The sequence below is a fragment of the Bradyrhizobium sp. IC3195 genome, assembly GCF_020193585.1.
In the GTDB taxonomy this organism is placed as follows: domain Bacteria; phylum Pseudomonadota; class Alphaproteobacteria; order Rhizobiales; family Xanthobacteraceae; genus Bradyrhizobium; species Bradyrhizobium yuanmingense.
In genome coordinates this window covers 500,707-523,874 of record NZ_JADYVG010000003.1, presented here as the reverse complement: position 1 = coordinate 523,874, position 23,168 = coordinate 500,707, and the positions used below count along the sequence as shown (strand labels likewise).

Below are 23,168 nucleotides of genomic sequence, written 5' to 3'. Positions count from 1 at the left end.
CTCAAGACCCCTGATCCGCTTCCGTGACGAGCGCCAGCTTCTTGAATCCGGCGCCCGAGAGCTGGCCCATCACCTTGGCCACGGTGCCGTAATCCGCCTTCTTGTCGGCGCGCAGATAGATGCGTTCCTCGAGGCCGCCGCGCGCATCGGTGATCGCCTTCAGCTTCGGGATCAGCTCGTTCAGCGCAATCTCGGTGTCGTTGATGAACACCTTGCCCTTGATGTCGACCGACATCTGGATCGGCTTCTGGTCGTTGTTTTCGAGGCTCTTGGCACTGGTCTGGGGCAGGTCGAGCGGGACGCCGACCGTCAACATCGGTGCCGACACCATGAAGATGATGAGCAGCACCAGCATGACGTCGACCATCGGCGTGACGTTGATCTCGGCCACGACCGGCTTGCGCCGGCCGCGGCGCCCGCCGCCGCCGGACGAACTCGCAACGTTCATGGCCATGATCGCGTGCCCAGATTGCCCTTCACACTATACATGCCGTCCGTCAGCCCCGCTCGTCGATCTGACGAGACAGAATGGCTGAAAATTCATCAGCAAAGCCCTCGAGCCGCTGAGCCTGCCGGTTCACCTCGGAGGTGAACTTATTGTAGAAAATAGTGGCAGGAATGGCGGCGATAAGGCCGACGGCGGTCGCAAACAGCGCCTCGGCGATACCGGGGGCGACCACCGCCAGAGAGGTATTTTTCGAGGCCGCGATCGACTGGAAGCTCGACATGATGCCCCAGACCGTGCCGAACAGGCCGACGAAGGGGCCGGCGGAGCCGACGGTCGCCAGCACCAGAAGGCGCCGTTCCAGCCGCTCGACCTCGCGTGCAATCGAGACGTTCATCACCTTGTCGATGCGCATCTGAAGGCCTGCGACCGAGCGGGCATGGCTCTCGAACGAGCGCTTCCACTCGCGCATCGCCGCCACGAAGCAGGCCGCCATGGAATGCGTCGGCTTGGCCGACAGCGTGCGATAGAGCTCCTCGATCGACTCGCCGGACCAGAACGCCTGCTCGAACCGGTCCATCGAGCGGCGGGTGCGCGCGTAGAGAAAGATCTTGTCGATGGCGATCGCCCAGACCCAGACCGAGCAGGCCAGAAGCCCCAGCATCACCGCTTTCACGATCCAGTGAGCCTGCCAGAACAGCGCGATCAGCGACACGTCGGCGGAGGCAGCAACCGGAAGGGCTGTCTGAGCCAATTCGGCCGGATTCATAAGCAGTATCCTCTCAAGGCGATCGTTACCTAATGTCTTCGGCCAGCAAATCGCGGCCGGTGTTCCCCAACAGCCGCGCCGGACCCGCGCGGCGGGCAAGCCCGCTCAAAGCCTTGTCTTTCTGGGGTGCAGGGCTCGTCCAAAGGCTCGTCAAAAGCCGGCCGCCTGCATTCCCCGCCAAGATGTCAAAACTAAGGGGCCTCGACCCCAGGCCTTGACGTCGGGCTCCGGGCACGCCTGTCCGCACATACCAGAGCCCGCCGATGGTTAATGCGGGGTTACCGGCGGCGCATTTGGCTGCAGGAAAGACAGTCCCTGCAGGGGGATGGACCCCGGATCCCGTGTTCCAGACGCACCGGCCGGAGGAACCTGCTCTCGTGCCAAAAATTGTCCGGAAAATCACTCTCAGCGAGTCCTGCCATGTCCATCAACCCCAAGACGACCGCCGCGATCGGCGATCACCCGCTCCACCCCATGCTGATTCCGTTCCCCGTCGCGTTCCTGGTCGGCGCTCCCATCGCCGATCTGGCCTTCATCGGAACCGGCGACGGTTTTTGGGCACGCGCCGCGATGTGGCTGATCGGCGCCGGCATCGTCATGGCGCTGGTTGCCGCCGCAGCCGGCTTCACCGACTTCTTCAGCGAGCCACGCATCCGCCGCCTGAACGATGCCTGGTACCACATGGTCGGCAATCTCGCGGCGGTGGTGCTGGCCCTGGTCAATTTCTATCTCCGCTACGCCCAAGGCGCGGAGGCGGCGATCAAGCCCTGGGGCGTCGTGCTGTCCCTGGTCGTGGTCGGCATCCTCCTGTTCACGGGATGGAAGGGCTGGGAAATGGTCTATCGCCACCACGTCGCGGTGCTGGATGCGCCGGGCCAGACCAGCTCGGAGCCGGTCAACCCGCATCATGGCGGCGAAAGCCACCGCCGCGCCGCCTGAGCGACAGTCAAGCGGACGAAGCGGCCGCAAGGCAATTGGTGAGCCGCGCGGGATTGCCGATTGCGGTGCAGCCGCCAGGCACGTCACCGGTCACGACAGTCCCGGCGCCGATCTTGGCGAAGTCGCCGATCTCGATGTCGCCGAGGATGGTCGCGCCGGAGCCGATGAACACGCCGCGACCGATGCGAGGCGAGCGCATCGGCAGGTCGCCATGGCGTCCGATGCTGACATTCTGAAGGATGGTCACCTCGTCGCCGATGACGACATTGGCACCGATCACGATGCCGGTGGCATGGTCGAGATAAACCGACGAGCCGAGGCTCGCGGCCGGATGAATGCTGACCTGCAGGACGTTCGAAGCCTCGTTCTGCAACAGCAGCGCCGCATCACGATGGTCATGACGCCATAGCCAGTGCGAGACGCGCCAGGACTGCAGCGCGACATAGCCCTTGAAGTGCAGCAGCGGCGGCAACAATCCGGCGATGGCGGGATCACGGAGCACGATGGCGCGCAGATCGCGGCCGGCCGCTTCGACCAGATCCGGTTGGCCGCGAAAGGCATCGCGGGAAAACGTCGTGAAGCGCTCGCGATCGGCGGCGCTGCCGCCCAGCCGACGCCCGATCAGATCGGCCAAGGCAGCGGTAAAATCGTCATGGGCAAGGATGGCATCGGCGACAGCCTTGCCGAAGACGGGATCCGCCGCTGCGGTGCGCCGCGCCTCGCCGCGTATCTCCTGCCAGAGGATGTCGCTCGCCACGATCGCAGTCTCCGTCCGCATTGCCGCCTGCGGTGTTTTGACGCTTGCTTCTCGCTGTCGAATATAGGACGCAGGCCGCCTGCGCGCCAATTGGCGTCGGCAACACGCGCGGCCACCTGTGCGCCATGCTCCCCGTAAGACTACGGGCTTGCTTGCCAGAGAGCTGCGGCCAGCCTTCGGCCGAAGCCCGCGGTGGCATCCGCGGGTTTTGGTACCCGCCGGACGTCAAGCTGCCGGCCAGTTCCGAATCCACGTCATCCGAGGTCACGCTCAAATATGCCGCTCAACGCCCCCGCCGACGACCAGCACGACGACATCATGTATCCATCCGCCCTGCCGTTCCTGCTGGTCCATCTCGGCTGCCTTGCGGCAATCTGGTCGGGCGTCACCTGGCAGGCGGTCGCGATCTGCGTCTCACTCTATTGCTTGCGGATGTTCGCGATCGGAGCCGGCTACCATCGCTATTTCTCGCATCGGGCGTTTGCGACCAGCCGGGTGTTTCAGTTCATCCTGGCCTGCCTTGCGCAAAGCAGCGCCCAGAAGAGCGTGTTGTGGTGGGCGGCCAAGCATCGCCACCATCACCTGCATTCCGACACTGAAAACGACGTGCATTCACCGCGTCACCGCGGCTTCCTCTATAGCCATCTCGGCTGGATCTTTTACCGGCAGCACGACGCAACCGACCTCGTGAAGGTCGGCGATCTCGCCGCCTATCCCGAGCTGATGTGGCTGCATCGGCTGGAGCTGCTGCCGGCCTTCGTGCTGGCAGGGCTCTGCTTCCTGGTCGCAGGATGGTCGGGTCTGGTGGTCGGCTTCCTCTGGAGCACGGTGCTGGTCTATCACGCGACCTTCTGCATCAATTCGCTTGCCCATGTGCACGGGCGCAAGCGCTACGTGACCGGCGATGATTCCCGTAACAACTGGCTGCTGGCATTGGTCACGCTGGGTGAGGGCTGGCACAACAATCACCACGCCTATCAGAGCAGCGTGCGACAGGGCTTTCGCTGGTGGGAGGTCGACGTGACCTATTACATCCTGACGCTGCTGTCGTGGATCGGCGTCGTCTGGAACATGAAGGCGCCGCCCGAACAGGTGCTGCGCAACGAGCAGCCGCTCGGCGCGCGGGTCATCCAGCGGGCGGCCCGCGAGCTCGCCGGACGGTTCGATGCGCAAACCCTGGCGCATGCGATCTCGTCGGCACGCCGCCGGGCCGATCTCGCCCAGTTGCAGCTGCCGACGCTGCACGACATCCTCAATCGCGCGCATGAAGGTGTCGACGCGCTGACGCATCTGCATCTGCCGAAGATCCCGACACGCGAGGAGTTTCTCGCGGAAGCCAAGGCGATGTTCGCGCGCACGCGATCGCTCAACGAGATCGTCGACCACGCCTACGAATACTTCCTGGCCTCGGTTCGCGCGCAGCTCGCCACGGCGCGCTGAAGCTTCACGCCATGCGACACCGGCCGGCAGCGGTCATGCTGCCGGGGCGCGTCCATCGCGGGCGCGGCCGGGGTCAGCTTGCTTGCGGAGGCTGAGCGCATAGAGCCAGCCGCCTGCGGCGATCAGCACCGGCAGGACGAAAAGCGCGAAATCGCGGAGCAGGATCATGGGACGATACTTCCCTGCGCGAACGACACAGCGCGGCTGAGTGCGTACGATGCGCCCCAATATAGATTGGCGCTGAGAAACAACCGCCAGGACTCGCCGAGCTGCCATTCCGGGTAGAGCTGAACTTCCGTGGGCCACCCATTGAGGAACGCAATCGCCACCGGCACCACAGGGCCGAAGCGCTCGAACAACACGGCCGCGCGCTCGAACAATGCGAGGCGCTGGCTGATTTGTTTGCGTTCAATGTTGGTCATGATCGTGCCCGTCGGCGCCGCGGAGGCGCAGTCAAGGCTTGGTCGGTGCTAGCGCGGTCCGGGTTCTATCGATCCTGCACATCTGCGTGATGGGCCTCGCAAAGCCCTCGCAGGCGCTTCGCATCGCCAGGACGACCATCGAAGTGTGACATAAACCAAACCGCCCGCCTGCGGGTTGCGCAGGCGGGCGGCTCGGGGCCATCAGGACTTTGGGGGCATGCGCCTGAAGGCTTTGAGAGGTGTAATTCTTCGGATCAGCCCTGCTGCTGGTCGGTCGGCGGCGGGGTCGGACGCGTCTTGTGCTGCGCCATGAACTGATCGAACTCTTCCTTGTCCTTGGCGTGACGCAGGCGGTCGAGGAAGTTCTTGAACTCGACCTGCTCTTCCTCGAGCCGGCGCAGTGTCTCACTGCGATACTCGTCGAAGGCGCGGTTGCCGGAGGACGGCGGGCCGAAGCCAAAGCCGAAGCCGCGGCGCTCCATGCGGTCGCGCATGCGATCCATCTTGTACTGCATCTTTTCCATCTTGTTCTGCCAGCGATCCTGATTGCTCCAGCACGACATTCTTCTGCTCCCGAGTGTGAAAAAGAGGAGGGCAAGTCCGATCGGCCACCAGATGATGAAGCCGAGAATGGTCACGGCGATCCAGCCGGGATGCCAGGGCGTGTCCAGCATGCGGGGGCGCTCGTAATATTGCTGTTGGTCCGACGGGCCGCGCCAGCGATTGACATCAGCGGTGTAGGCCATTTCCCTTCTCCATCACGGCACCAGCGCCGTTGTGAATGTAAATAACATTTACATAGCTAGACCATCCCGCGATTTTGTCAAGCTGGCAGCAAGACACGCCCGCGTGATTATTGGCGCAATCTTATTTCGGCTTGCCCCAGGGGCTGCCGGGCGGCAGGCCCGAACCGGAGGGAGCCTCCGGCGGCACCGGTGGCGGCTCGGCGCCCCTGGCCGGAGGACGGCGGTCGATCGGGAAGCCGAGGCCGCGCAGATAGATCAGCACCTCGGCCTCCAGCAGCTCGTCCGGCGACATCGGCAGCTTGCGTCGCGCAGCATCGCCGCGGGAAAACAGCGAGGCCACGCCATGCGACATCGACCAGATGTGCAGCGCCATCATCATCGCCGGCGGGCGGGGTGTGCCGGGCGGCGTCAGTGCGGCGAGCCGCTCGGCTGCGGCTCGAATGATGTTGAAGGCGCGTTCGCTGGCCGCCTGAAGTGCGGGATTGGCATCGACCGGCACGCCCGATTCGAACATCGCGTTGTAGAAGGCCGGCTCCGCGCGGGCAAAGGCGAGATAGGCCTTGCCGACGCGCTCGAAGGCGGTGACGGTGTCGGGCCGCCCGTCGTCCCAGGCCGCCGACAGGCGCGCCTCGAACTGCTCGAAACCGCGCTGGGCGATAGAGGACAGCAGCTCGTCACGGTCGCGGAAATGCCGGTAGGGCGCCGCCGCACTGACTCCGGCCATGCGCGCGGCATCGGCGAAGGTGAAGCCGGCCGCCCCCTTCTCGGCGATCAGCCCGAGGGCCGCCTGCAACAGGGCTTCCTTCAGATTGCCGTGGTGATAGCCGCGCTCGGCGCGGCGCTGCTCCTTGCGCCAGCTCATGTGAACGAGCTTTACATGAGCCGGGCGTGAAGGTCACTAGCGGCGGCCGGACTGGTTAACCCGTATTTTCACGTCATTCCGGGGCGATACGGAGCATCGAACCCGGAATGACGGGTGACCGGGGCTACATCTCCGGAATCGGCAGCACGGGCATGACCTCGATTGCCTCGCCCGGGAAGATCGCAAAATGCGGATGGTTCTCGAACAGCTTTGCAGCGTCCTCCTGCGAGGCGGCACGCACCACCGTGAAACCGGTCAGCGCGTTGCTGACCTCGGTGATTCCGCTCCCGTCGATCCTGCGGGTCTTGCCGAGCGGGCCCCCCATCTCGACGATCACGGATTTGTGCTTCTCGACCCAGCCGTGCCAGGCGGCCATGCCCTCCTGCTCCTTCGCCTTCCGCTCGGCCTCGGGCAGCGCGCGCCACGCCGCCATTTTCGATCCGCTCGTGCTGCCGAGATAGACGGCGAGAAATTTGTGTTCGGTGCTCATGGGTTTTCTCCTTCAGGTTGATTGGGAATCGCGCAGCCGCCGTCTCGTCTACGTCTTCAGGTCGCCGAACTCGGCGACGATCTCCTGCACTTCGGGCGAGTAGTCGGCCATCTCCTGCACCTGACGGACCTCGATGATCTCGTTGGCTGAAGCGGGACATTTCTTGGCCCAGGCGATCGCCTCGGCGCGCGAGGCGACCTCGATCATCCAATAGCCGCCCAGGACTTCCTTGGCTTCCGCGAAGGGCCCGTCGGTGACGATGGGATGGCCGGTCGCAAACGAAACGCGTGCCCCGGTCGACGGCGGGTGCAGCCCATCGAGCGTGATCAGCACGCCTGCGTCCTTCAGCGCCTCGTTGTAGCGCATCATCGCGGCGACGCGCTCGGGATCGAGCTGCAGCTCCGGCGGCGCGTTCTCGTAGCCGAGCGGGATCATCAGCATCATGAATCGCATGGGAGTTCCTTGCTGCTCTCAGTCATTCCGATATGTCCTGCGGGCGGAAACGGCCGGGCCCGCGTCCCCTCCAAGACGAACGGCCTTCTGCCGGGCCGACAGCGGGACAGAAATTATTTCGAGGCCGCAGCGCAGCCGCGGCTGGCGCATTCTGGGCCGCATCGGGCTCGATCGGCTCGGCGAGGCCTTTCATGCCGGAACGAAAGCGCAGTAAAAGGAACCGGCGCTTCGCGCGCTGCTCCCGGACACAGGACAGATCAGCCAATGCCGCAAGCCCCGCAAAAAGTCGCCCTCGTCACCGGTGCCGCCCGCGGCATCGGGCTTGCGACCGCGAAGAAATTCCTGGCCGAGGGCTGGCGCGTGGCCCTGCTCGACATCGAGCACGAACTGCTCGGCCGCGCGGTCGCGGACATCGGCCAGAGCGAGGCGACGCTGGCGCTGACCTGCGATGTCGCCGACGCGGCCGCAGTCGGCACCGCAATGACGACGATCGAGCGGCGGTTCGGCCGGCTGGACGCGCTGGTCAACAATGCCGGCATCGCGGTGTTCGCGCCGCTGATGGAGACGTCGGATGCCGACTGGCGCCGCGTGCTCGAGGTCAACCTCACCGGACCGTTCCTCTGCACCAAGGCGGCGGTGCCCCTGATGCGCGACGGTGGTGGCGGCGCCATCGTCAACATCACCTCGATCTCAGCCGTGCGCGCTTCGACGCTGCGCTCGGCCTACGGCACCAGCAAAGCAGGCCTTGCACACCTTACCAAGCAGCTCGCGGTCGAGCTCGCCTCCCTCAACATCCGCGTCAACGCGGTCGCACCGGGGCCGGTCGACACCGCGATGGCGAAGCAGGTGCACACCAAGGAGATCCGCGCCGACTATCACGACGCCATTCCGCTCAACCGCTACGGCCTGGAAGAGGAACTCGCGGAAGCGATCTATTTCCTGTGCTCGGGCCGCGCGAGCTACATCACCGGCCAAATTTTGGCCGTGGACGGCGGCTTCGATGCGGCGGGCATCGGCCTGCCGACGCTGCGCGGGCAAAGGCGCAACGGCTAGGCGCAGGATTTGTAGGGTGGGCAAAGGCGCAACGCGCCGATCCCAAATTTGCGGTGCGGATGGTGGGCACGCTACGCTTTGCCCACCCTACGAAAGCGAGTTGGTGGAGAGTTCATGCAACGCATCACCTTCCTCAAAGCTCTGATGCTTGCATCCGCGCTGCTCGCCGCCGCGCCTGCGGCGGCCGAGATCCGCATCATCCAGTCCCCGGGCGGACAGGTCGGGCCGTTCCTCGATCTGTTCGAAAAGGTCCGCGACAGTGGCGAGCGCGTGGTGATCGACGGCCCCTGCCTGTCCGCCTGCACGCTGGTGCTGAGCATCGTGCCGGGCGAGCGCATCTGCGTCACCAAGCGCGCCGTGCTCGGCTTCCATGCCGCACGCTCGGTTGACCGGCGCGGCCGCTTCTATGCCGAGCCGGAAGCATCGGTCGCGGTGCTTGCCGCCTATCCCGGTCCGGTGCGCGACTGGATCAGCCGACGTGGCGGTCTGACCTCGCGGTTGCTGCTGTTGAAGGGGCGCGATCTCGCCGCGATCTATCCGCGTTGCCGCTGATACAGCCGGCAGCCGCCACCGCTTTCAAAACAGCGTCTGGATCACTGGCGCCAGCTTCGCGCTGGCGCAAATGAGCATTCCCCAAAGAGCAAAGTTGATCTGTAGCGCCGCCGCCATCGGTCGCTCCCCTTGCAAGTGACGTCCATCCCAGTTTGTAGCTTTTATGACTCACCAATAACGATTCTGACGTGCAGAGCACAGCCCAATCTTGCGCCAATTGTTGTGCGATGCAGCTCGCTTCACGAAGCGGCCTCACTGCGTCCGCAAAGTGATGCGAAAGCACGACTCATATTCGGCCATGCCGGCAAGTTTGTTTTGCCTTTGAGTTCCATTGAACCGACGATGCGCGTGTCTCACGCAGATTCTGCGCGCCGATTGTGGAGGCAAAAGCCCGGCATGATTCGACACGGCTTGATCGTGCTCACTTTTTGCACAGCGCTGATCGGATGCGCAGAGGCGCCAGCGCAAGAACGCCGCGCCATTGCATGGGATGGCCTCGGCAAGGATCCGAACCGTCCGCATGTGGCCAAGCGGCGCGTCACGACCGGCGCGCCGGCTGCAAGTGATCCCAATCAGGAGCGCGAAAAAGTGCTCGGCACATTGCGCCCCTATTCCGAGGCGTGGTGGGCGGTCCAGGACGAGATACAGGCGGAGAACGACAGGAAGCTGGGCGCCAAGCTCGTGATCTGTCCTCGCTGCGTGGAATCGTCGCCGCCGCCCGAGGACGTCACCGGATCAATCCGGTGAAAGGACAACGGCTGATCGGCGCCTGACGTAACGAAACGTACGTCCCCTCTCCCGCAGCATTGGAGAGAGGGGATCGCAACGTGACGGTCGCGCCCAAAGCGCGATGCGATAGGATAAATCGTCATCGCGTTTTAGGTTGTTGTTTGAGCATGATCTTTTCGGAAAACCGCTTCACACTTTTCCGGATCATGCTCTATCACATGCCCTCGGCCGGGCAGTTCACCATCCAGGGAATGCCGAACTTGTCGATGCACATGCCGAAGCCCTTGGCCCAGAACGTCTTGCTGAATGGCATGGTGACGCTGCCGCCGTCGGCAAGCGCGTTGAACTTGCGCTCACCATCTGCGGGGTCCTTGACGGTAAGCGAGATTGCAAAGCCCTGCGGCTTCTGGAAATGCTCGGCCGGCGAGTCGGAGGCCATCAATACCGTGCCGTCCGGCAGTGACATCCGCGCATGCATGATCATCTTCTCGCGCCCGGGCGTAGCCGGCACCTCCGGCGGCGCATCCGATGCGCGCATCATCGCGTCGATCTTGCCGCCGAGAACCTTGGCGTAATAGTTGAACGCTGCTTCGCAATTGTCCTGGTAGAACAGATAGGGATTGAGCATCGTTTCTCTCCTCTTCGTTTGCAGTGAGGCTTATTGCTTCTCGGTGAGCTTCTTCAGGCCGGCGAGGCCGGTCTCGAAATCCTTGCCGATCATGCTGTCCATGTTGAAGAACACCTGCATCAGCTTGGACAGGAACGGGGCCGGACCGTACATTACCCATGTGACGAGTGTGGCATCGCCTTGCGGCACAAAGGTGAACTCGGCGGTGTTGTGGCCTTCGAACGGCCGCTCGAAATCAAGCTTGATCCGGAGCTTGGAGGGCCCGTTCGCCTCCAGGATCTCCATATGGCCGGCGCCGACCTTGTTGTTGCCCTCCCAGGCATAGGTCGCACCCTTCCCTGCCGCGGTTCCGCCGAACGTCCGCTTCATGGCGGGATCGCGGGTCTCATAGGGCGACCAGGCGGTCCAGCGATGGAAATCGGCAACCAGCGGATAGATCGCAGCGGCCGGCGCCTTGACGGCGAGCGAGCGTTCCACACGGAACGTGTCGGGTTTCGTCAGGGCGAAGACGAGGACCGCGGCAAGGCCGGCGGCGAGAACGATGGCGATGACGGCAATGGCTTTCAGCATGGATGGCTCCCCTGGTACGGGATTAAGACGAAGGGGAACGGCGGGGGCCGACAAGAGACGGAATGTTTTTTGATCGTCATTCCGGGGCGCTCCGCAGGACCGAACCCGGAATCTCGAGATTCTCAGGTGCGCAAACGGCGCACCATAGTTCACCCTTCGGGTGCCCCGGAATGACGCGTCCCGGGTTACTTCGCCTTGGCGCTTTCCTTTGCCTTCGGCTGGCTGTCCCGGATCAGGCGATCGAGATGCATGCGGATGTGGGCGGCTTCGGCCGAGGTGTTGGCGAGCGCGATGGCGCGATCGAAGGCGATTCGGGCTTCGTCGTTGCGGCCGAGCTGCATCAGGAAGGCGCCGCGCACGCCGTAGAAATGGAAATAATTGGCGAGCTTCGGCGCCAGCGGCTCGATCAGCTCGAGCGCGGCCTGCGGCCCGCGCACCTTGGAGACCGCGACCGCCCGGTTGAGCGTCACCACCGGCGAGGGCTGCACCACTTCGAGCGCGCCGTAGAGCAGGTCGATCTCCGTCCAGTCGGTCTCCTCCGGCGTCGCCGCGCGCGCATGCAGGGCGGCGATCGCGGCCTGGATCTGGTAGGGCCCGCTGCGGCGGTGGCGCATCGCCTTGTCGATCAGCGCGAGGCCCTCCGCGATCATGGTGCCGTTCCACAACGAACGATCCTGATCGTCCAGCAGGATCAGCGACCCGTCCGCGGCAAAGCGCGCCGCGCTGCGCGCGTGCTGCAACAGGATCAGCGCGGTCAGGCCCATGATCTCCGGCTCGCTCGGAAACAGCCGCAGCAGCAGCCGCGCCAGCCGGATCGCCTCCTCGCACAGCGGCTTCCTGATCTCCGCGGTGTCACCGCTCGCCGAATAGCCTTCATTGAAGATCAGGTAGATCATCGCCGCGACGCCGGCGAGCCGTTCAGAGCGCTCGACCGCGCCCGGCGCCTCGAACGGCGTCCCGGCCTCGGCGACCTTTGCCTTGGCGCGCGTGATGCGCTGCTCCATCGCCGCTTCCGAGACCAGGAACGCGCGGGCGATCTGCTTCACCGTGAGGCCCGAGACGATGCGCAGCGCCAGCGCGATCTGCTGCGTCGCCGGCAGTCCTGGATGGCAGCAGATGAACATCAGCCGCAAGATGTCGTCGCGATAATGCGAGCCGTCGAGCCGCTCGGCCAGCTCGCCTTCGGCGTCGTCGAGATCGGAGATCGCCTGGTCGTCCTCAGGCAGCGGCTGCTGCCTGCGCGCGCGTCGCACTTCGTCGATCGCAACGTTGCGGCCGACCATGATCAGCCAGGCCGCGGGATCGCGCGGCGGCCCATTCTGCGGCCAGGTCTTGAGCGCGCGCAGGCAGGCGTTCTGAAAGGCCTCCTCGGCGGTGTCGAGATCGCGGAAATAGCGCAGCAGCGCGCCGACCGCCTGGGGTCGCGCCGAAGTCAGCGCAGTCTCGATCCAGGCGGTATCGGCCTCGCTCACGTCAGGTTTCCTCCGGGCCGGAACACGCCGACGGGACGCACCTCATAGGCGCCGCCGGGATTGGCGGCACCCAGCTCGCGTGCGACGTCGAGCGCGTCGTCGAGATTCTTGCAGTCGACGATGTAGAAGCCGAGCAGCTGCTCCTTGGTCTCGGCATAGGGGCCGTCGAGCACCAGCGGCGGATCCTCCTTGCGCAGCGTCGCCGCCGCCGTCGTCGGCAACAGCCGCGCCACCGGCCCGAGCCGACCCTGCCTGGTGAGCTTCTCCTGCACCACGGTGAGCTTCTTCATCACGGCCTCGTCCTGCTCCTTGCTCCAGGAGCCGACGAAATCCTCATCGTGATAGCAAAGTATGGCGTAAAGCATGGGCGGCACTTCCCTCGTCTGTTCTGAAGACGCGCCAATATGCCCCGCGCCGACAGCGCTGCGGAAAAAATTTGCAAGAAAAATCCGGCAGATCGTGCCAAGGAGGGCCTTCTCGAGCGGAACCCGAAGAGGCACTTCGAATGACCATGGGCACACTGGCCGTCCTGATCAACAGCACGCAACAGAACTGGCTGCCGGAGCGGTGGAAGGCCCGTTTCGACGCGGTCTGCGGCAACCGCCGCGTGGTGCTGCTGCCGGACGCCGGGCTCGATCCGGCGGAGGTGCATTATGCGGCGGTGTGGAAGCCGGTGCCCGGCGATCTCGGTGCGTTCCCCAATCTGCGGGCGATCTTCAACCTTGGCGCCGGCGTTGACGCGCTGATGGCGGACAAGAGCCTGCCCGAAGTGCCGCTGGTGCGCGTCGCCGTGCCCGATCTCACCAATCGCATGACCGAATATGTCGTGCTGCACGTTCTGATGCATCACCGCCAGGAGCTTTACCTGCGGCAATCGCAGCGCGAGAAGCGCTGGGAGCCCAGATATCAGTGGCCGGCGAGCGCGATCACGGTCGGCGTCATGGGGCTGGGCACGCTCGGCGCCGATGCGGCCGACGTGCTGCGGAGGCTCGGCTTCCGCGTCGCCGGCTGGAGCCGCAGCCCGCGCACGATCGAGGGCGTCGAATGCTTCCATGGCGCCGCCGGAATGGACGCGTTCCTGCGCAAGACCGATATCCTGGTCTGCCTGCTGCCGCTGACATCAGACACGCACGGCATCCTCAACCGCGAGGTCTTCGCCAAGCTCAATCGCACCAGCCCGCTCGGCGCGCCGGTGCTGATCAATGCCGGCCGCGGCGGCCTGCAGAACGAGGCCGATATTCTCGCCTGCCTCGACGACGGCACGCTCGGCGCCGCCTCGCTCGACGTCTTCGTGCAGGAGCCGCAGCCGAAGGACAGCCGGTTCTGGACCCACCCCAAGGTGGTGTTGACGCCGCACAATGCCGCCGACACCGACGCGGATGCGATCTCGGCCTATGTCGCCGAGCAGATCGCCCGGTTTGAGGCGGGCGGCGCGCTGGAGAACGTGGTGGACCGAAAGCGGGGATATTGAAGCTTCGCTTCCAGCTTATCCTTTGGCGCCGATCATCACGTCGATCGCGCTCTTGACGATCGCCTCCAGCTCCTTGCGCGGCACGCGGGCGCGGGAGCGGATGGCGATGGTGTGGATGGTGGCCGATGCGATCTGTGCCAGCGCGAACGGATCGGCGCTCTCCGGCAGCTCGCCTTTCTCCCTGGCGCGGCGGAAGCAACTGGCAAAGGCCTTGTCGAGCCCGGTGAGGCCGTCCAGCACCATGGCGCGGATCTCGGGATCGCCGACCGCCTCGGAGGCCGCGGTCACGACCGTGAAGCAACCGCGCGGTCCGGTGTCGCCGGACAGATAGATGTCCAGCGCGGCTGCGTAGATGCGCTCCAGCCGCTGGCGCAGCGGCATCTCCTCGCGGAAGATCGCGACCATCGCCGCGCCCGCCTCGTCGCGGTAGCGCTGATAGCTCTTGATGTAGAGCTCGCGCTTGTCGCCGAAGGCGCCGTAGAGGCTCGGCCGGTTCATGCCGGTGGCTGCGCTGAGATCGTCGAGCGAGGTGGCCGCGAAACCCTGCTTGCGGAACAGATCGAGCGCCTTGCCGAGCGCGATATCGGGCTCGTAGGCGCGCGGACGGCCGCGGCGCTTAGGCCCACCGCGACGCTCGGACTCGCCGCGACGCTCGGGCTGATTGGCAGCAGCTGGCGGCTTCGATTTTTGTACCATTCCGCAAGTTATTCCTTGACCTCACCCATATTATGCAAGATGGTACAAAAATCAATCTGGCCAGGTTGAGCGACACCCAAAGAGGAATTGCCCAAGGAGGCTACAGATGGATCTCTATTTCTCGCCGCTTGCCTGCTCGATGGCGACACGCGTCGCGCTGTATGAAGCCGGCGCCGAGGCGAACTACCTCGAAGTCGATCCGCCGACCAAGAAGGTCTTGAGCGACGGCTCCGACTTCTGCACCGTGAATCCGATCGGCCTCGTGCCGACGCTGCGCACCGATGAAGGCATGGTGCTGACCGAGAACGCTGCGATCCTGCAATATGTCGCGGACCGTTTCCCGCAAGCCGGCCTCGGCGCGAGCGCCGGCATCGAGCGCACCCGGCTGCATCAATGGCTCTGCTTCATCGGCACCGAGCTGCACAAGGGCCTCTTCATCCCCATGCTCGACCGCAAGGCGCCGCAGGAAGCCAAGGCCTATGCCCTGGAAAAGAATCTGTCGCGGCTCGACTATCTCGACAATTACCTGAAAGGACGCGAGTTCCTGCTCGACCATTTCAGCGTGGCCGATGCCTATCTCGTCACGGTCATCAACTGGACCATGGCGACGCCGCCGATCGAGCTTGCGAAATGGCCGAACCTGAAGGCGTATCACGAGCGGCTGCGTCAGCGACCTTCGATTGCCAAGGCGATCGCGGAGGAGTTCGAGCTGTACAAGGCCGAGCTCGCTCGGAAGAAGGCCGCGGCCTGAGGCCGCACGCGAGCTCCGTAATCGCGCGGCAGCGCGCTATCTCGGCGCCTGCAGCGCGATGCCGTAGCGGCGGTAGATCCGGTCGATCGTGCCGTCGCTGCGCAGCCGCTCCACGGCTGCGTCGATGGCTTCGCGCAACGCATCGTCCGGGCGGACCATGCCGACGCCGACGTTCCAGTTCAGATCGGCCGTGCTCTCGTCGCGATCGAGGATCCGGAGCGGTTTGTCCGGGTGGGTCAGATTGAAATAGCTGGCGGCGGTGGGCGTGACCGCGGCGGCGTCGATCTCGCGGTTCGACACGGCCTCCAGGCTGTCGCTCTCGAAGCCGAAGGTCGATATCGGCACGCGCCGCTGACCGATGATCATGGCTGCGATCGATCCAACCTGCACGCCCACCTTGGTCGATTCGTTGAGGCTGGCGAAGGACGTGAGCGTGCTGGATGACGGCACGGCGAGCGCGACGCCTGTGCGATAATACGGTTTGGAGATTCTCAGACGGGTTTCGCCTTGCGCTTCGCGATCGGCGATGACGTCCAGGAGAATGTCGCAGCCGGCGCTGCGCATCTGGTACTGCGTGATGATCCAGTCGAGCCGCAGCGAGACACCGAGCTCGCGTGCCAGCACCCGACCGAGTTCGACCTGGAAGCCGGGCGGATCGCCGGTCTTGTGCGCGAAGGGAAGCGAATTGGGATGTGCGCAGAGCCCGATCACGCCGCTGGAGCGGATCGCCTCCAGGGGGCGCGCCGCCGCCTGCCCCGACAGGACGATGGCGGCAGCGACGATGACCGGGACAAATGTCTTCATTCCACACTCTATGCTAGTCAGCCGTCGCGCGGTTTCAGGGCGCGGATGTACTTGACCATCTGGTCGATCTGGGCGTCGGTGAAGGCGCCGTCAAAGGCCGGCATCGCTCCTTGCTTGCCGAGCTTGATGCGACTGCGGATATAGTCGTCGTCGCGCGGCGAATTCATCAGTTGCGGCCCCTTCCCAGCGGCCCGGCCACCGTCGGAGTGACAGAAGCCGCAAGTCCCCGCAAACACCTGCTCGACCTCGAACGCCGTGTTCTCCGGCGCGGGTGTGGCGGATTGGGCCTGGGCCATCGCAGCCCACAGCAACGAGGCGCCCAGCCCCGCCAAAATCGTCTTGCAAGACAGTCTCAACAGCTACGCTCCATTCCTGAGCCACGCGGCCGCGACATCGATCGAGGAGCGGGCTTGCGCCCGCTCCAGGATCGGAACATCTGCGGCAGACTATTTCAGGCTGAAGACGACCAGGGCGCCGTCGTCACGCGGCATGCTCTTGTAGACGCCGCCGAAGTTCGGCGCATATTCGTCCGCCAGCATCCCGCCGAAGCCCGCCGTCACCGCGATATATTGCTTGCCGCCGACGGAGTAGCTGACGATCCCGCCCTGATGGCCGGTGCCGTTGTTGTGCCTCCATAGCTCGGCGCCAGTTTCGGCATCATAGGCGTGCAGCACGCCACGCGAATCAGGCACGAAGACGAGGTTGCCTGCGGTCGACAGCACGCTTCCGAGCGGAGGCTCGGGATAGCGAACCTCCCATTTTTTCGCGCCCGTGATGGGATCGCGCGCGTCGAGATGTCCGTAGATCTCGCCACCCGGAGGAGGCACCATCTTGAAATCGGCACCGATGTTGAGCTGGACCTGCGGCGTGGTGACCGGCGTCGTCTTCTGGATATCCAGCGTCATGCACCATTCCTGTCCGATCTTGTAATAGAGACCGGTCTTGGGGCTGTAGGAGCCGGCGTTCCAGCTGATGCCGCCGCCGATGAACGGACACAGCGGCGGTTCGGTGACCTTGCCGACCGGGAAATCGCGACGGCCGATCAGGGCGCCGGTCTTGGGATCGATGTCCTTGACGAAGTTGATGTTCTCGACCAGCCGCCAGACGTTCTTCACTTTGAGATTGCGGTCGTAGACGAAGACAAAGCCGCCCTTGTTCGGATGGACGACGTATTTCTGGCCGTCACGCTCGAGCATCACGAATTCGCCGACCGAGCTGTCGAAGTCCCAGGCATCGTGCGGCAGTTCCTGATGGTAGAATTTCAGCTTGCCGGTATCGATGTCGAGCCCGATCACCGAGCTCGTATAGAGGTTATCGCCGGGACGCGCCCCCTGGGTCTTGTAGTCCGGACCCGACCAATCGTAGAGCGGCGCCGGATTCGCAGTGCCCCACAGGACAGTGTTGGTCTCGGAATCGTAGGTGCCCGGCATCCAGCCGCCACCACCGCCGGTGCGCCAGGACTCGTTGCCCCAGGTCTTCATCGCCTCTTCGGTGCCTGCGACCGTGAGGAACTCCCACTTCTTCTTTCCGGTTGCGGCATCGAGCGCGAAGATCGGGCCGCGGCCCGGCCATTCGCCGCCTTGCGCGCCGATGATCACGCTGCCCTTGGCGTAGAGCGGCGCGCCGGTGAAGCCGACCGTCAGCTTCTGCGAGTCGATCAGCCTGGTCTCCCAGAGAACCTTTCCGGTCTTGGCGTCCAGCCCGAAGACACGACCGTCCATGGTGCCGACGAAGACCTTGCCTTCGCCGAGAGCGACGCCGCGGTTATAGGGCGAGTGGGTCTGGCGGCTGATCAGCGCTTCATCCAGCTCCGGAAAGAACGACCAGATCACCTCGCCGCTGGCGCCGTTCAGCGCGAAGACCCGGCTGTAAGAGCCCGAATAGTACAGCACGCCGTCGGCGACGAGCGGCATCGACTGCAGGCCGCGCGTCGATCGCCCGGGAATGTGCATCCATGCCACGCCCAGATTGCCGACATTGCTCGTATTGATCTGTGTAAGCGGGCTGTAGTGATGGGATTTGTACGAACCGTGATAGGTGAGCCAATCGTTCTGGCCGGCGGCCTCGATCCGGGCCGTATCCACGGACTGAGCCAATGCCGCCGTCGCTGCAAGTGTCGCAACGACAACGACAGCCAAGGCCGAGCTGAGCCACTGTTTCCTCATTTGCACTTCCTCCCGCTCTTGTGTTTGTTGATTGCGTCTCGTGAATGCGGCTTGCGAGGGGTATTTGCAGTTCAGTGTGCGTCGATCGTCCTCCATCGGACCGAATCGTCAACAGACGTCCCCTCTCTCGGCGCATCGCGCCGAGGAGCCACGTTCACTGGAGTGGTTGCTGTTGTACTTCTGCTTGCCGTTACACTGTACGACGGATCACAGGGCGTGCAAATATGGAATGCGCGCCGAAGTCAATTCGATGCAGCGCGACTTGAAACGGCAGCGACGCTGACCGTTTTTGCTTTCGATCCGCCGATCCCGGAACAAGTCGTCTTATCCGTAAAGCACCTTCGGCAGAATCGTGACGATGCCCGGCCACAGCGTCAGCAGCAGCACGAATCCGATCATGATCATGAGGTACGGCATCGTGACGCGGGCGATATAGCCGAGACCGTCGTCGGTCAGCCCCTGGATCACGAATAGGTTGAAGCCGACGGGCGGCGTGATCTGCGCCATCTCCACGGCGAGCACAAGGAAGACGCCGAACCAGACCTCGTCGAAGCCGGCACCCTTCACGATCGGCAGCACGATCGGCAGCGTCATCACGATCATCGAGAAGCCGTCGAGGAAACAGCCGAGCACGAGATAGAAGACGATCAGCGCCACGATCAGCATGAACGGCGACAGGCCGAGGCCCTTGACGAACGCGGCCACCGCCTGCGGGATGCCGAGGAAGGCCGCGGCATTGCCGAGGATCGAAGCCCCCAGCACGATCAGCGCGATCATCGAGCAAGTGACGACCGAGCCGATCAAGACGTCGCGGATCACCTGCTGCGACATTGCGCCTTGCGCCCAGGCAACCAGGGCCGCGCCGAGCACGCCGACCGCGGCAGCTTCCGAGGGCGTTGCGAGCCCGCCATACATCGAGCCGAGCACGCATGCGATCAGGAACAGCGCCGGCGCGAGATCCTTCAGTGCTGCAAAGCGCTCGCTCCACTGCACCTGCGAGAGCTTGGCTTCGGTCTCGGGCACCATCGCGGGTTTGAGGGTGGTGTGCAGCATCACCCAGGCCATGAACGTCGCGGCCAGCAGGAAGCCCGGCAGCACGCCGGCGGTGAACAGCTTCAGGATCGAGACGTCGCCGAGCACGCCGTAGATGATCATGATGTTGGAGGGCGGGATCAGGAAGCCCAGCGTGCCGGCGCCGGCGAGCGAGCCGATCGCGATGTCACGGGAATAACCTCGGCGCGTGAGCTCGCTGAGCGACATGCGGCCGATCACCTGCGTCGTCGCGGCCGACGAGCCCGAGATCGCCGCGAAGATGGTGCAGCCGATCACGTTCACATGCAGTAGGCGCCCGGGCAGTAGGCCCGCCCAGGGCGCGAGGCCCTGGAACAGCGAGCGCGACAGGCGGGTGCGAAACAGCAGCTCACCCATCAGGATGAACAGCGGCAGCGCCAGCAGCTCCTGCGTGGTCAGGATGTTCCAGGCGTATTGCGGCAGCAGCTTGTCGAGCGGGACCGAACGGAACATCGCGAGCAGCAGCGTCGCGGTCAGCGCAAGCGTGAGGCCGATCCAGACGCCGCAAGCCAGCAGCACAAACAGGATCGCGAACAGGGCGACGACTTCGATGGTCATGCGATCTTGGATCCGGATGCGGGCAAGGCGGTCATTCGACGGGCGAGGCCTTCATGCGATGGTCCTCCAGCGGCAGGCCGAGCGCGGCCTGGATCGCACGCGCGAGGAACTGCAGCGTCAGCAGCAACATGCCGAAGGTGACGATCGCTTGCGGAAACCACAGCGGCGTGTCGCTCGAGGTCGAGACCTGGCCGCGCACGAAGGCGCTCCAGGCGAATTTCGCCATGGCCATGGTCAGGAACGCCATGAAGGCGAAGCCGGCCGCCGCCGAGAGGATCTCGAGCGCGCGCTGCACCGGCACGGGTGCGTTCTTCAGGAGCAGCACGACGCGGATGTGGCCGCCGACGCGCAGCGTCATGGCGGCACCGAAAGTGAAGGCCGCCGCCATCAGATAGGAGGAATATTCCCACGCGATCGAGATGGTCGGCGGGAAGAACGGCAGGAAGTTCGAGAGGAAGCGGGTTGCGACCTCGCACAGCATCAACAGCGTCAGCATCAAGAGACAGAAGCCGCCGATCCAGCCGTCGAGCCGGCCGAGGCGATCGATGGCGTCGAGGACGATGCGCAGCGGCGCGGGCGCCGCTGCGTTGAGGCTTTGCGATGCTTCGGGCGAAAGGCTCACCACGTCTCGCCCTCAGCCGCGCTTGATTTCGGCGAGATAGGCCCGCACCGGCTTGTCCGCCGCCGGCACGCGCTTGAGGAAGGCGTCCAACTGCGGCGCGGTCTTGGCCCGGATGTCCTTCATCATGGCGTCCGAGACCGGCACCACCTCCATGCCGCCCTCCTTAAGGCGGTTGAGGCTGTCGACATCGGCCTTGAGCGAATTGGCCCAGAAGCCGGGCTCCATCTTCGCCGCGATGTCAGCGACCAGCTTCTGTTGATCGGCGCCGAGCGCCTTCCAGGCATCGAGATTGACGGTGAGCATCTGCGACGACCAGACATGGTTGGTCGGGTAGACGTATTTCAGGAACTCCCAGAACTTGCCGTCGACGCCGGACACCGACGAGGTGGAGACCCCGGCCACCGCGCCGGAGGCGAGTGCGGGGATCGTTTCGCCCCAGGGGATCATCACCGCCGCCATACCGATGGCATTGAGCATCTCGACCGCATTCTTGTCGGGCACGCGGATCTTGATGTTCTTGAGGCCCTCGACGTCGGCGACCTTCGCCTTCAGATGCAGATATTGCGTCGGCCACGGCACGATGTAGAGGATCTTCTGGTTGTTGCGCGCAGCGATCTTCTCGTATTCAGGCCGCACATATTTGTGCAGCACCTTGAGCTCCTCCACGGAGCCGCAGAGGAAGGGGATGCTCTCGACGCCCATGAAGGGCTCGTCGCCGACCTGCTGGATGTTGAGGACGTCGGCGAGCGGCACCAGGCCGTCGCGCACGGCCCGCAAGTGCTCGGGCCCCTTGAAGCCGAGCTGGCCGCCGGCCTTCACGGTGATGGCGACCGCACCATTGCTCTGCTTCTTCACCTCCTCCGCAAACGCCATCGCGTTCTGGGTGTGGAAATTGCCGTCGGGCCAGACCGTCGACATATCCCAGCTCGTTGCCGCCCGTGCGCGAGTCGAGATGTGGCCGGCGGCGAGCAGCGTCGCTGCGCCCACAGTGAAGTTCCGTCGCGTAATCATTGCTCCCCTCCGTTTACCGAGCGTGTTGATGCATCAACGCGCGTACCCATAGACCTTGACTGCGTTCTCCGAAGACACGAGACCGCTTGCGACGTCGTCCTTGACGGCCGCGCGATCGCGCTCCCTGGGATCGCCGATGCCGGCACCGCCTGGCGTCAGCACGACCAGCCGGTCGTCCGGCGGCACCTGCTGAAAGCCCTTGCCGCGCAGCTTCTTGCCGGACTTCAAACCGACATAGCCGGCCTCGCCGTTCTGGCCGCCGTCCCGCCCGCGCGGCGGGTGGTCGATGCGGTCGAACGCGGCGAGGATGTCGAACGGCGCATCGACCCCGCTGCCGACCTCGATGATCTGGCCGAGGCCGCCGCGGGTGCGCCCTGCCCCGCCGGAATCCGGACGCAGCTCCTTGCGCCAGAAGATCAGCGGCGTCTGCGTCTCCGCGATCTCGACCGGCGTGCCGCGCACGCCGCTTGGGTAAGCGGTCGCCGACAGCCCGTCCTTGCCGAAGCGCGCACCGGTGCCGCCGTTGGAGGTGACTGCCATCGAGAACCCGTAATTGCCGCCGGCGCCGGAGCGGGTCTGGCCGCGCACGTTGAGATTCCACAGGCAGGAGGTGCCTTCGGCGGGCACGCGCTCGGGAATGATCTGGCGCAGGCAGCCGAACACGACGTCCGGCAGCATCTGGCCGATGACGTGGCGCGACGCCACGGGCGCCGGCTTCGGCGCATTGAGGATGGCACCGGCCGGCGCAGACACCGTCAGCGGCGAGAGCGAGCCGGCATTGTTGGGGATCTGCGAGGCGACGACGCAGCCGAGGCCGAACACGGTATAGGCGGTGGTGTAGGACAGCGGCACGTTGATGCCGAATTTTGACGCGGCGGACGTGCCGTCGAAATCGACGTGGATGCCGGTATCCGAGATCGTCAGCGTCGCCGCCAGCGTCACCGGCGCATCATAGCCATCGACCACCATGGTGTTGCGCCAGCTGCCCTTCGGCAGCTTTGCGATCTCCGCGAGCACGGCCTCGCGCGAGCGGTCGCAGATGTAGTCGCCGAGCTCGTCGAGCGTGTCGATGCCGAACTCACTCATCATCTCGACCAGGCGCTCGCAGCCGACGTCGTTGCAGCCGGCGAGCGAATAGGTGTCGCCCTCGGTGTCGATCGGCAGCCGCGTGTTGGTGCGGATCATCGCAATCAGCGTCTCGTTGACGACGCCCTGGTCGATCAGCTTCAGCATGGGGATGTAGAGCCCCTCCATGAACACGTCGGTGGCGTCGGGCCCGAAGCCGATGCCGCCGATGTCCATGAGATGGCTGGTGCAGGAGAACAGTGCGACGACCTTGCCGTCCTTGAAGCAGGGCGTGGTGACGACGAAATCGTTGAGATGACCGGTCCCCATCCAGGGATCGTTGGTGATGTAGGCATCGCCCTGCTTCATCGTCTCGATCGGGAAGTGAGCGATGAAGTGCTTGACCGATTCCGCCATCGAATTGACGTGGCCGGGCGTGCCGGTCACCGCCTGCGCCAGCATCCGGCCCCTGAGGTCGAACACGCCGGCCGAGAGGTCGCCGCATTCGCGCACGATCGGGCTGAAGGCGGTGCGCAAGAGCACCTGCGCCTGCTCCTCGACCACGGCGATCAGCCGGTGCCACATGATCTGAAGGTCGATCAGGCTCGCGCCATTTGCCTTGCTCAT

At 64.7% G+C, this 23,168-nt stretch carries 28 protein-coding genes; 7 read left to right on the top strand and 21 right to left on the bottom strand.

Annotated elements, in window-relative coordinates:
• Position 1 precedes the first annotated feature (1 nt).
• Together tolR and tolQ are read right to left on the bottom strand one after the other, a co-directional pair.
• The gene (gene tolR / locus I6F09_RS09805; RefSeq protein WP_036021864.1) at positions 2 to 454 is read right to left on the bottom strand and encodes a protein TolR; all 453 of its coding nucleotides are present in this window, start codon (positions 452 to 454) and stop codon (positions 2 to 4) included.
• 43 nt (positions 455 to 497) lie between these two features.
• On the bottom strand, positions 498 to 1,214 hold the full coding sequence (tolQ, locus tag I6F09_RS09800) for a protein TolQ (RefSeq protein ID WP_225126318.1): 717 nt from the start codon (positions 1,212 to 1,214) through the stop codon (positions 498 to 500).
• A gap of 420 nt (positions 1,215 to 1,634) precedes the next feature.
• On the opposite strand from tolQ, the gene I6F09_RS09795 reads away from it, so the two are divergent.
• Positions 1,635 to 2,153 carry a DUF2231 domain-containing protein gene (locus tag I6F09_RS09795; protein WP_035998550.1) on the top strand — a complete coding sequence of 173 codons (519 nt, stop codon included), beginning with the start codon at positions 1,635 to 1,637 and terminating at the stop codon, positions 2,151 to 2,153.
• Positions 2,154 to 2,160: 7 nt separating this feature from the next.
• Here I6F09_RS09795 and I6F09_RS09790 read toward each other — a convergent pair whose 3' ends face one another.
• On the bottom strand, positions 2,161 to 2,931 hold the full coding sequence (locus I6F09_RS09790; protein ID WP_036021861.1) for a DapH/DapD/GlmU-related protein: 771 nt from the start codon (positions 2,929 to 2,931) through the stop codon (positions 2,161 to 2,163).
• 255 nt (positions 2,932 to 3,186) lie between these two features.
• Here I6F09_RS09790 and I6F09_RS09785 point away from each other — a divergent pair, with 255 nt between their 5' ends.
• The gene (locus I6F09_RS09785) at positions 3,187 to 4,350 is read left to right on the top strand and encodes a fatty acid desaturase (protein WP_074447699.1); all 1,164 of its coding nucleotides are present in this window, start codon (positions 3,187 to 3,189) and stop codon (positions 4,348 to 4,350) included.
• 33 nt (positions 4,351 to 4,383) lie between these two features.
• Here the strand turns inward: I6F09_RS09785 and I6F09_RS37530 are convergent, their stop codons facing one another.
• The 6 genes from I6F09_RS37530 to I6F09_RS09760 all read right to left on the bottom strand — a co-directional run bounded on the left by I6F09_RS37530 (position 4,384) and on the right by I6F09_RS09760 (position 7,323).
• A complete protein-coding gene (locus I6F09_RS37530) occupies positions 4,384 to 4,518 on the bottom strand; it encodes a hypothetical protein (protein WP_271542926.1) in 135 nt (44 codons plus the stop codon).
• Positions 4,515 to 4,772, bottom strand: coding sequence for a hypothetical protein (locus I6F09_RS09780; protein WP_035998541.1), 258 nt, complete (start codon positions 4,770 to 4,772; stop codon positions 4,515 to 4,517). Before I6F09_RS09780 ends, I6F09_RS37530 begins: the two co-directional genes overlap by 4 nt.
• A 254-nt stretch (positions 4,773 to 5,026) precedes the next feature.
• The gene (locus I6F09_RS09775) at positions 5,027 to 5,518 is read right to left on the bottom strand and encodes a DUF2852 domain-containing protein (protein WP_035998538.1); all 492 of its coding nucleotides are present in this window, start codon (positions 5,516 to 5,518) and stop codon (positions 5,027 to 5,029) included.
• Between the two features lie 121 nt (positions 5,519 to 5,639).
• On the bottom strand, positions 5,640 to 6,380 hold the full coding sequence (locus I6F09_RS09770; RefSeq protein WP_057028075.1) for a TetR/AcrR family transcriptional regulator: 741 nt from the start codon (positions 6,378 to 6,380) through the stop codon (positions 5,640 to 5,642).
• A gap of 124 nt (positions 6,381 to 6,504) precedes the next feature.
• Entirely contained in the window at positions 6,505 to 6,870 is a 366-nt protein-coding gene (locus tag I6F09_RS09765; protein WP_036021849.1) for a YciI family protein, read from the bottom strand.
• A gap of 48 nt (positions 6,871 to 6,918) precedes the next feature.
• Positions 6,919 to 7,323 carry a YciI family protein gene (locus I6F09_RS09760; RefSeq protein WP_225136376.1) on the bottom strand — a complete coding sequence of 135 codons (405 nt, stop codon included), beginning with the start codon at positions 7,321 to 7,323 and terminating at the stop codon, positions 6,919 to 6,921.
• Positions 7,324 to 7,587: 264 nt separating this feature from the next.
• On the opposite strand from I6F09_RS09760, the gene I6F09_RS09755 reads away from it, so the two are divergent.
• From I6F09_RS09755 to I6F09_RS09745, 3 genes are all read left to right on the top strand, one after another.
• Positions 7,588 to 8,376: an SDR family oxidoreductase gene (locus I6F09_RS09755; protein WP_225187951.1), complete on the top strand. Its 789-nt coding sequence runs from the start codon at positions 7,588 to 7,590 to the stop codon at positions 8,374 to 8,376.
• Between the two features lie 114 nt (positions 8,377 to 8,490).
• The gene (locus tag I6F09_RS09750; protein ID WP_035998510.1) at positions 8,491 to 8,928 is read left to right on the top strand and encodes a hypothetical protein; all 438 of its coding nucleotides are present in this window, start codon (positions 8,491 to 8,493) and stop codon (positions 8,926 to 8,928) included.
• Positions 8,929 to 9,324: 396 nt separating this feature from the next.
• A complete protein-coding gene (locus I6F09_RS09745; RefSeq protein ID WP_036041329.1) occupies positions 9,325 to 9,675 on the top strand; it encodes a hypothetical protein in 351 nt (116 codons plus the stop codon).
• A gap of 196 nt (positions 9,676 to 9,871) precedes the next feature.
• Here I6F09_RS09745 and I6F09_RS09740 read toward each other — a convergent pair whose 3' ends face one another.
• The 4 genes from I6F09_RS09740 to I6F09_RS09725 all read right to left on the bottom strand — a co-directional run bounded on the left by I6F09_RS09740 (position 9,872) and on the right by I6F09_RS09725 (position 12,692).
• Positions 9,872 to 10,285: a VOC family protein gene (locus I6F09_RS09740; RefSeq protein WP_036041331.1), complete on the bottom strand. Its 414-nt coding sequence runs from the start codon at positions 10,283 to 10,285 to the stop codon at positions 9,872 to 9,874.
• A 30-nt stretch (positions 10,286 to 10,315) separates the two neighbouring features.
• A complete protein-coding gene (gene kdpF, locus I6F09_RS09735) occupies positions 10,316 to 10,855 on the bottom strand; it encodes a K(+)-transporting ATPase subunit F (protein ID WP_035998503.1) in 540 nt (179 codons plus the stop codon).
• Positions 10,856 to 11,040: 185 nt separating this feature from the next.
• Positions 11,041 to 12,327: an RNA polymerase sigma factor gene (locus I6F09_RS09730; RefSeq protein ID WP_035998501.1), complete on the bottom strand. Its 1,287-nt coding sequence runs from the start codon at positions 12,325 to 12,327 to the stop codon at positions 11,041 to 11,043.
• The gene (locus I6F09_RS09725; protein WP_035998498.1) at positions 12,324 to 12,692 is read right to left on the bottom strand and encodes a YciI family protein; all 369 of its coding nucleotides are present in this window, start codon (positions 12,690 to 12,692) and stop codon (positions 12,324 to 12,326) included. Before I6F09_RS09725 ends, I6F09_RS09730 begins: the two co-directional genes overlap by 4 nt.
• 140 nt (positions 12,693 to 12,832) lie before the next feature.
• Between I6F09_RS09725 and I6F09_RS09720 the strand changes: the two genes are divergently transcribed.
• Positions 12,833 to 13,798 carry a glyoxylate/hydroxypyruvate reductase A gene (locus I6F09_RS09720; RefSeq protein WP_225187950.1) on the top strand — a complete coding sequence of 322 codons (966 nt, stop codon included), beginning with the start codon at positions 12,833 to 12,835 and terminating at the stop codon, positions 13,796 to 13,798.
• 15 nt (positions 13,799 to 13,813) lie between these two features.
• Here the strand turns inward: I6F09_RS09720 and I6F09_RS09715 are convergent, their stop codons facing one another.
• Entirely contained in the window at positions 13,814 to 14,494 is a 681-nt protein-coding gene (locus tag I6F09_RS09715; RefSeq protein WP_225187949.1) for a TetR/AcrR family transcriptional regulator, read from the bottom strand.
• 106 nt (positions 14,495 to 14,600) lie between these two features.
• Here I6F09_RS09715 and I6F09_RS09710 point away from each other — a divergent pair, with 106 nt between their 5' ends.
• Positions 14,601 to 15,245: a glutathione binding-like protein gene (locus I6F09_RS09710; RefSeq protein ID WP_225187948.1), complete on the top strand. Its 645-nt coding sequence runs from the start codon at positions 14,601 to 14,603 to the stop codon at positions 15,243 to 15,245.
• A 36-nt stretch (positions 15,246 to 15,281) separates the two neighbouring features.
• Here I6F09_RS09710 and I6F09_RS09705 read toward each other — a convergent pair whose 3' ends face one another.
• From I6F09_RS09705 to I6F09_RS09675, 7 genes are all read right to left on the bottom strand, one after another.
• The gene (locus tag I6F09_RS09705) at positions 15,282 to 16,049 is read right to left on the bottom strand and encodes a transporter substrate-binding domain-containing protein (RefSeq protein WP_057028082.1); all 768 of its coding nucleotides are present in this window, start codon (positions 16,047 to 16,049) and stop codon (positions 15,282 to 15,284) included.
• Positions 16,050 to 16,066: 17 nt separating this feature from the next.
• Positions 16,067 to 16,405, bottom strand: coding sequence for a cytochrome c (locus tag I6F09_RS09700; RefSeq protein ID WP_225187947.1), 339 nt, complete (start codon positions 16,403 to 16,405; stop codon positions 16,067 to 16,069).
• Between the two features lie 90 nt (positions 16,406 to 16,495).
• The gene (locus tag I6F09_RS09695) at positions 16,496 to 18,214 is read right to left on the bottom strand and encodes a PQQ-binding-like beta-propeller repeat protein (RefSeq protein WP_035998486.1); all 1,719 of its coding nucleotides are present in this window, start codon (positions 18,212 to 18,214) and stop codon (positions 16,496 to 16,498) included.
• A gap of 324 nt (positions 18,215 to 18,538) precedes the next feature.
• Positions 18,539 to 19,843: a TRAP transporter large permease subunit gene (locus I6F09_RS09690; RefSeq protein WP_109142493.1), complete on the bottom strand. Its 1,305-nt coding sequence runs from the start codon at positions 19,841 to 19,843 to the stop codon at positions 18,539 to 18,541.
• 31 nt (positions 19,844 to 19,874) lie between these two features.
• Positions 19,875 to 20,468 carry a TRAP transporter small permease gene (locus I6F09_RS09685; protein ID WP_225126335.1) on the bottom strand — a complete coding sequence of 198 codons (594 nt, stop codon included), beginning with the start codon at positions 20,466 to 20,468 and terminating at the stop codon, positions 19,875 to 19,877.
• Between the two features lie 9 nt (positions 20,469 to 20,477).
• Entirely contained in the window at positions 20,478 to 21,476 is a 999-nt protein-coding gene (locus tag I6F09_RS09680; protein ID WP_036021827.1) for a TRAP transporter substrate-binding protein, read from the bottom strand.
• Between the two features lie 33 nt (positions 21,477 to 21,509).
• Positions 21,510 to 23,168: a hydantoinase B/oxoprolinase family protein gene (locus I6F09_RS09675; protein ID WP_225187946.1), complete on the bottom strand. Its 1,659-nt coding sequence runs from the start codon at positions 23,166 to 23,168 to the stop codon at positions 21,510 to 21,512.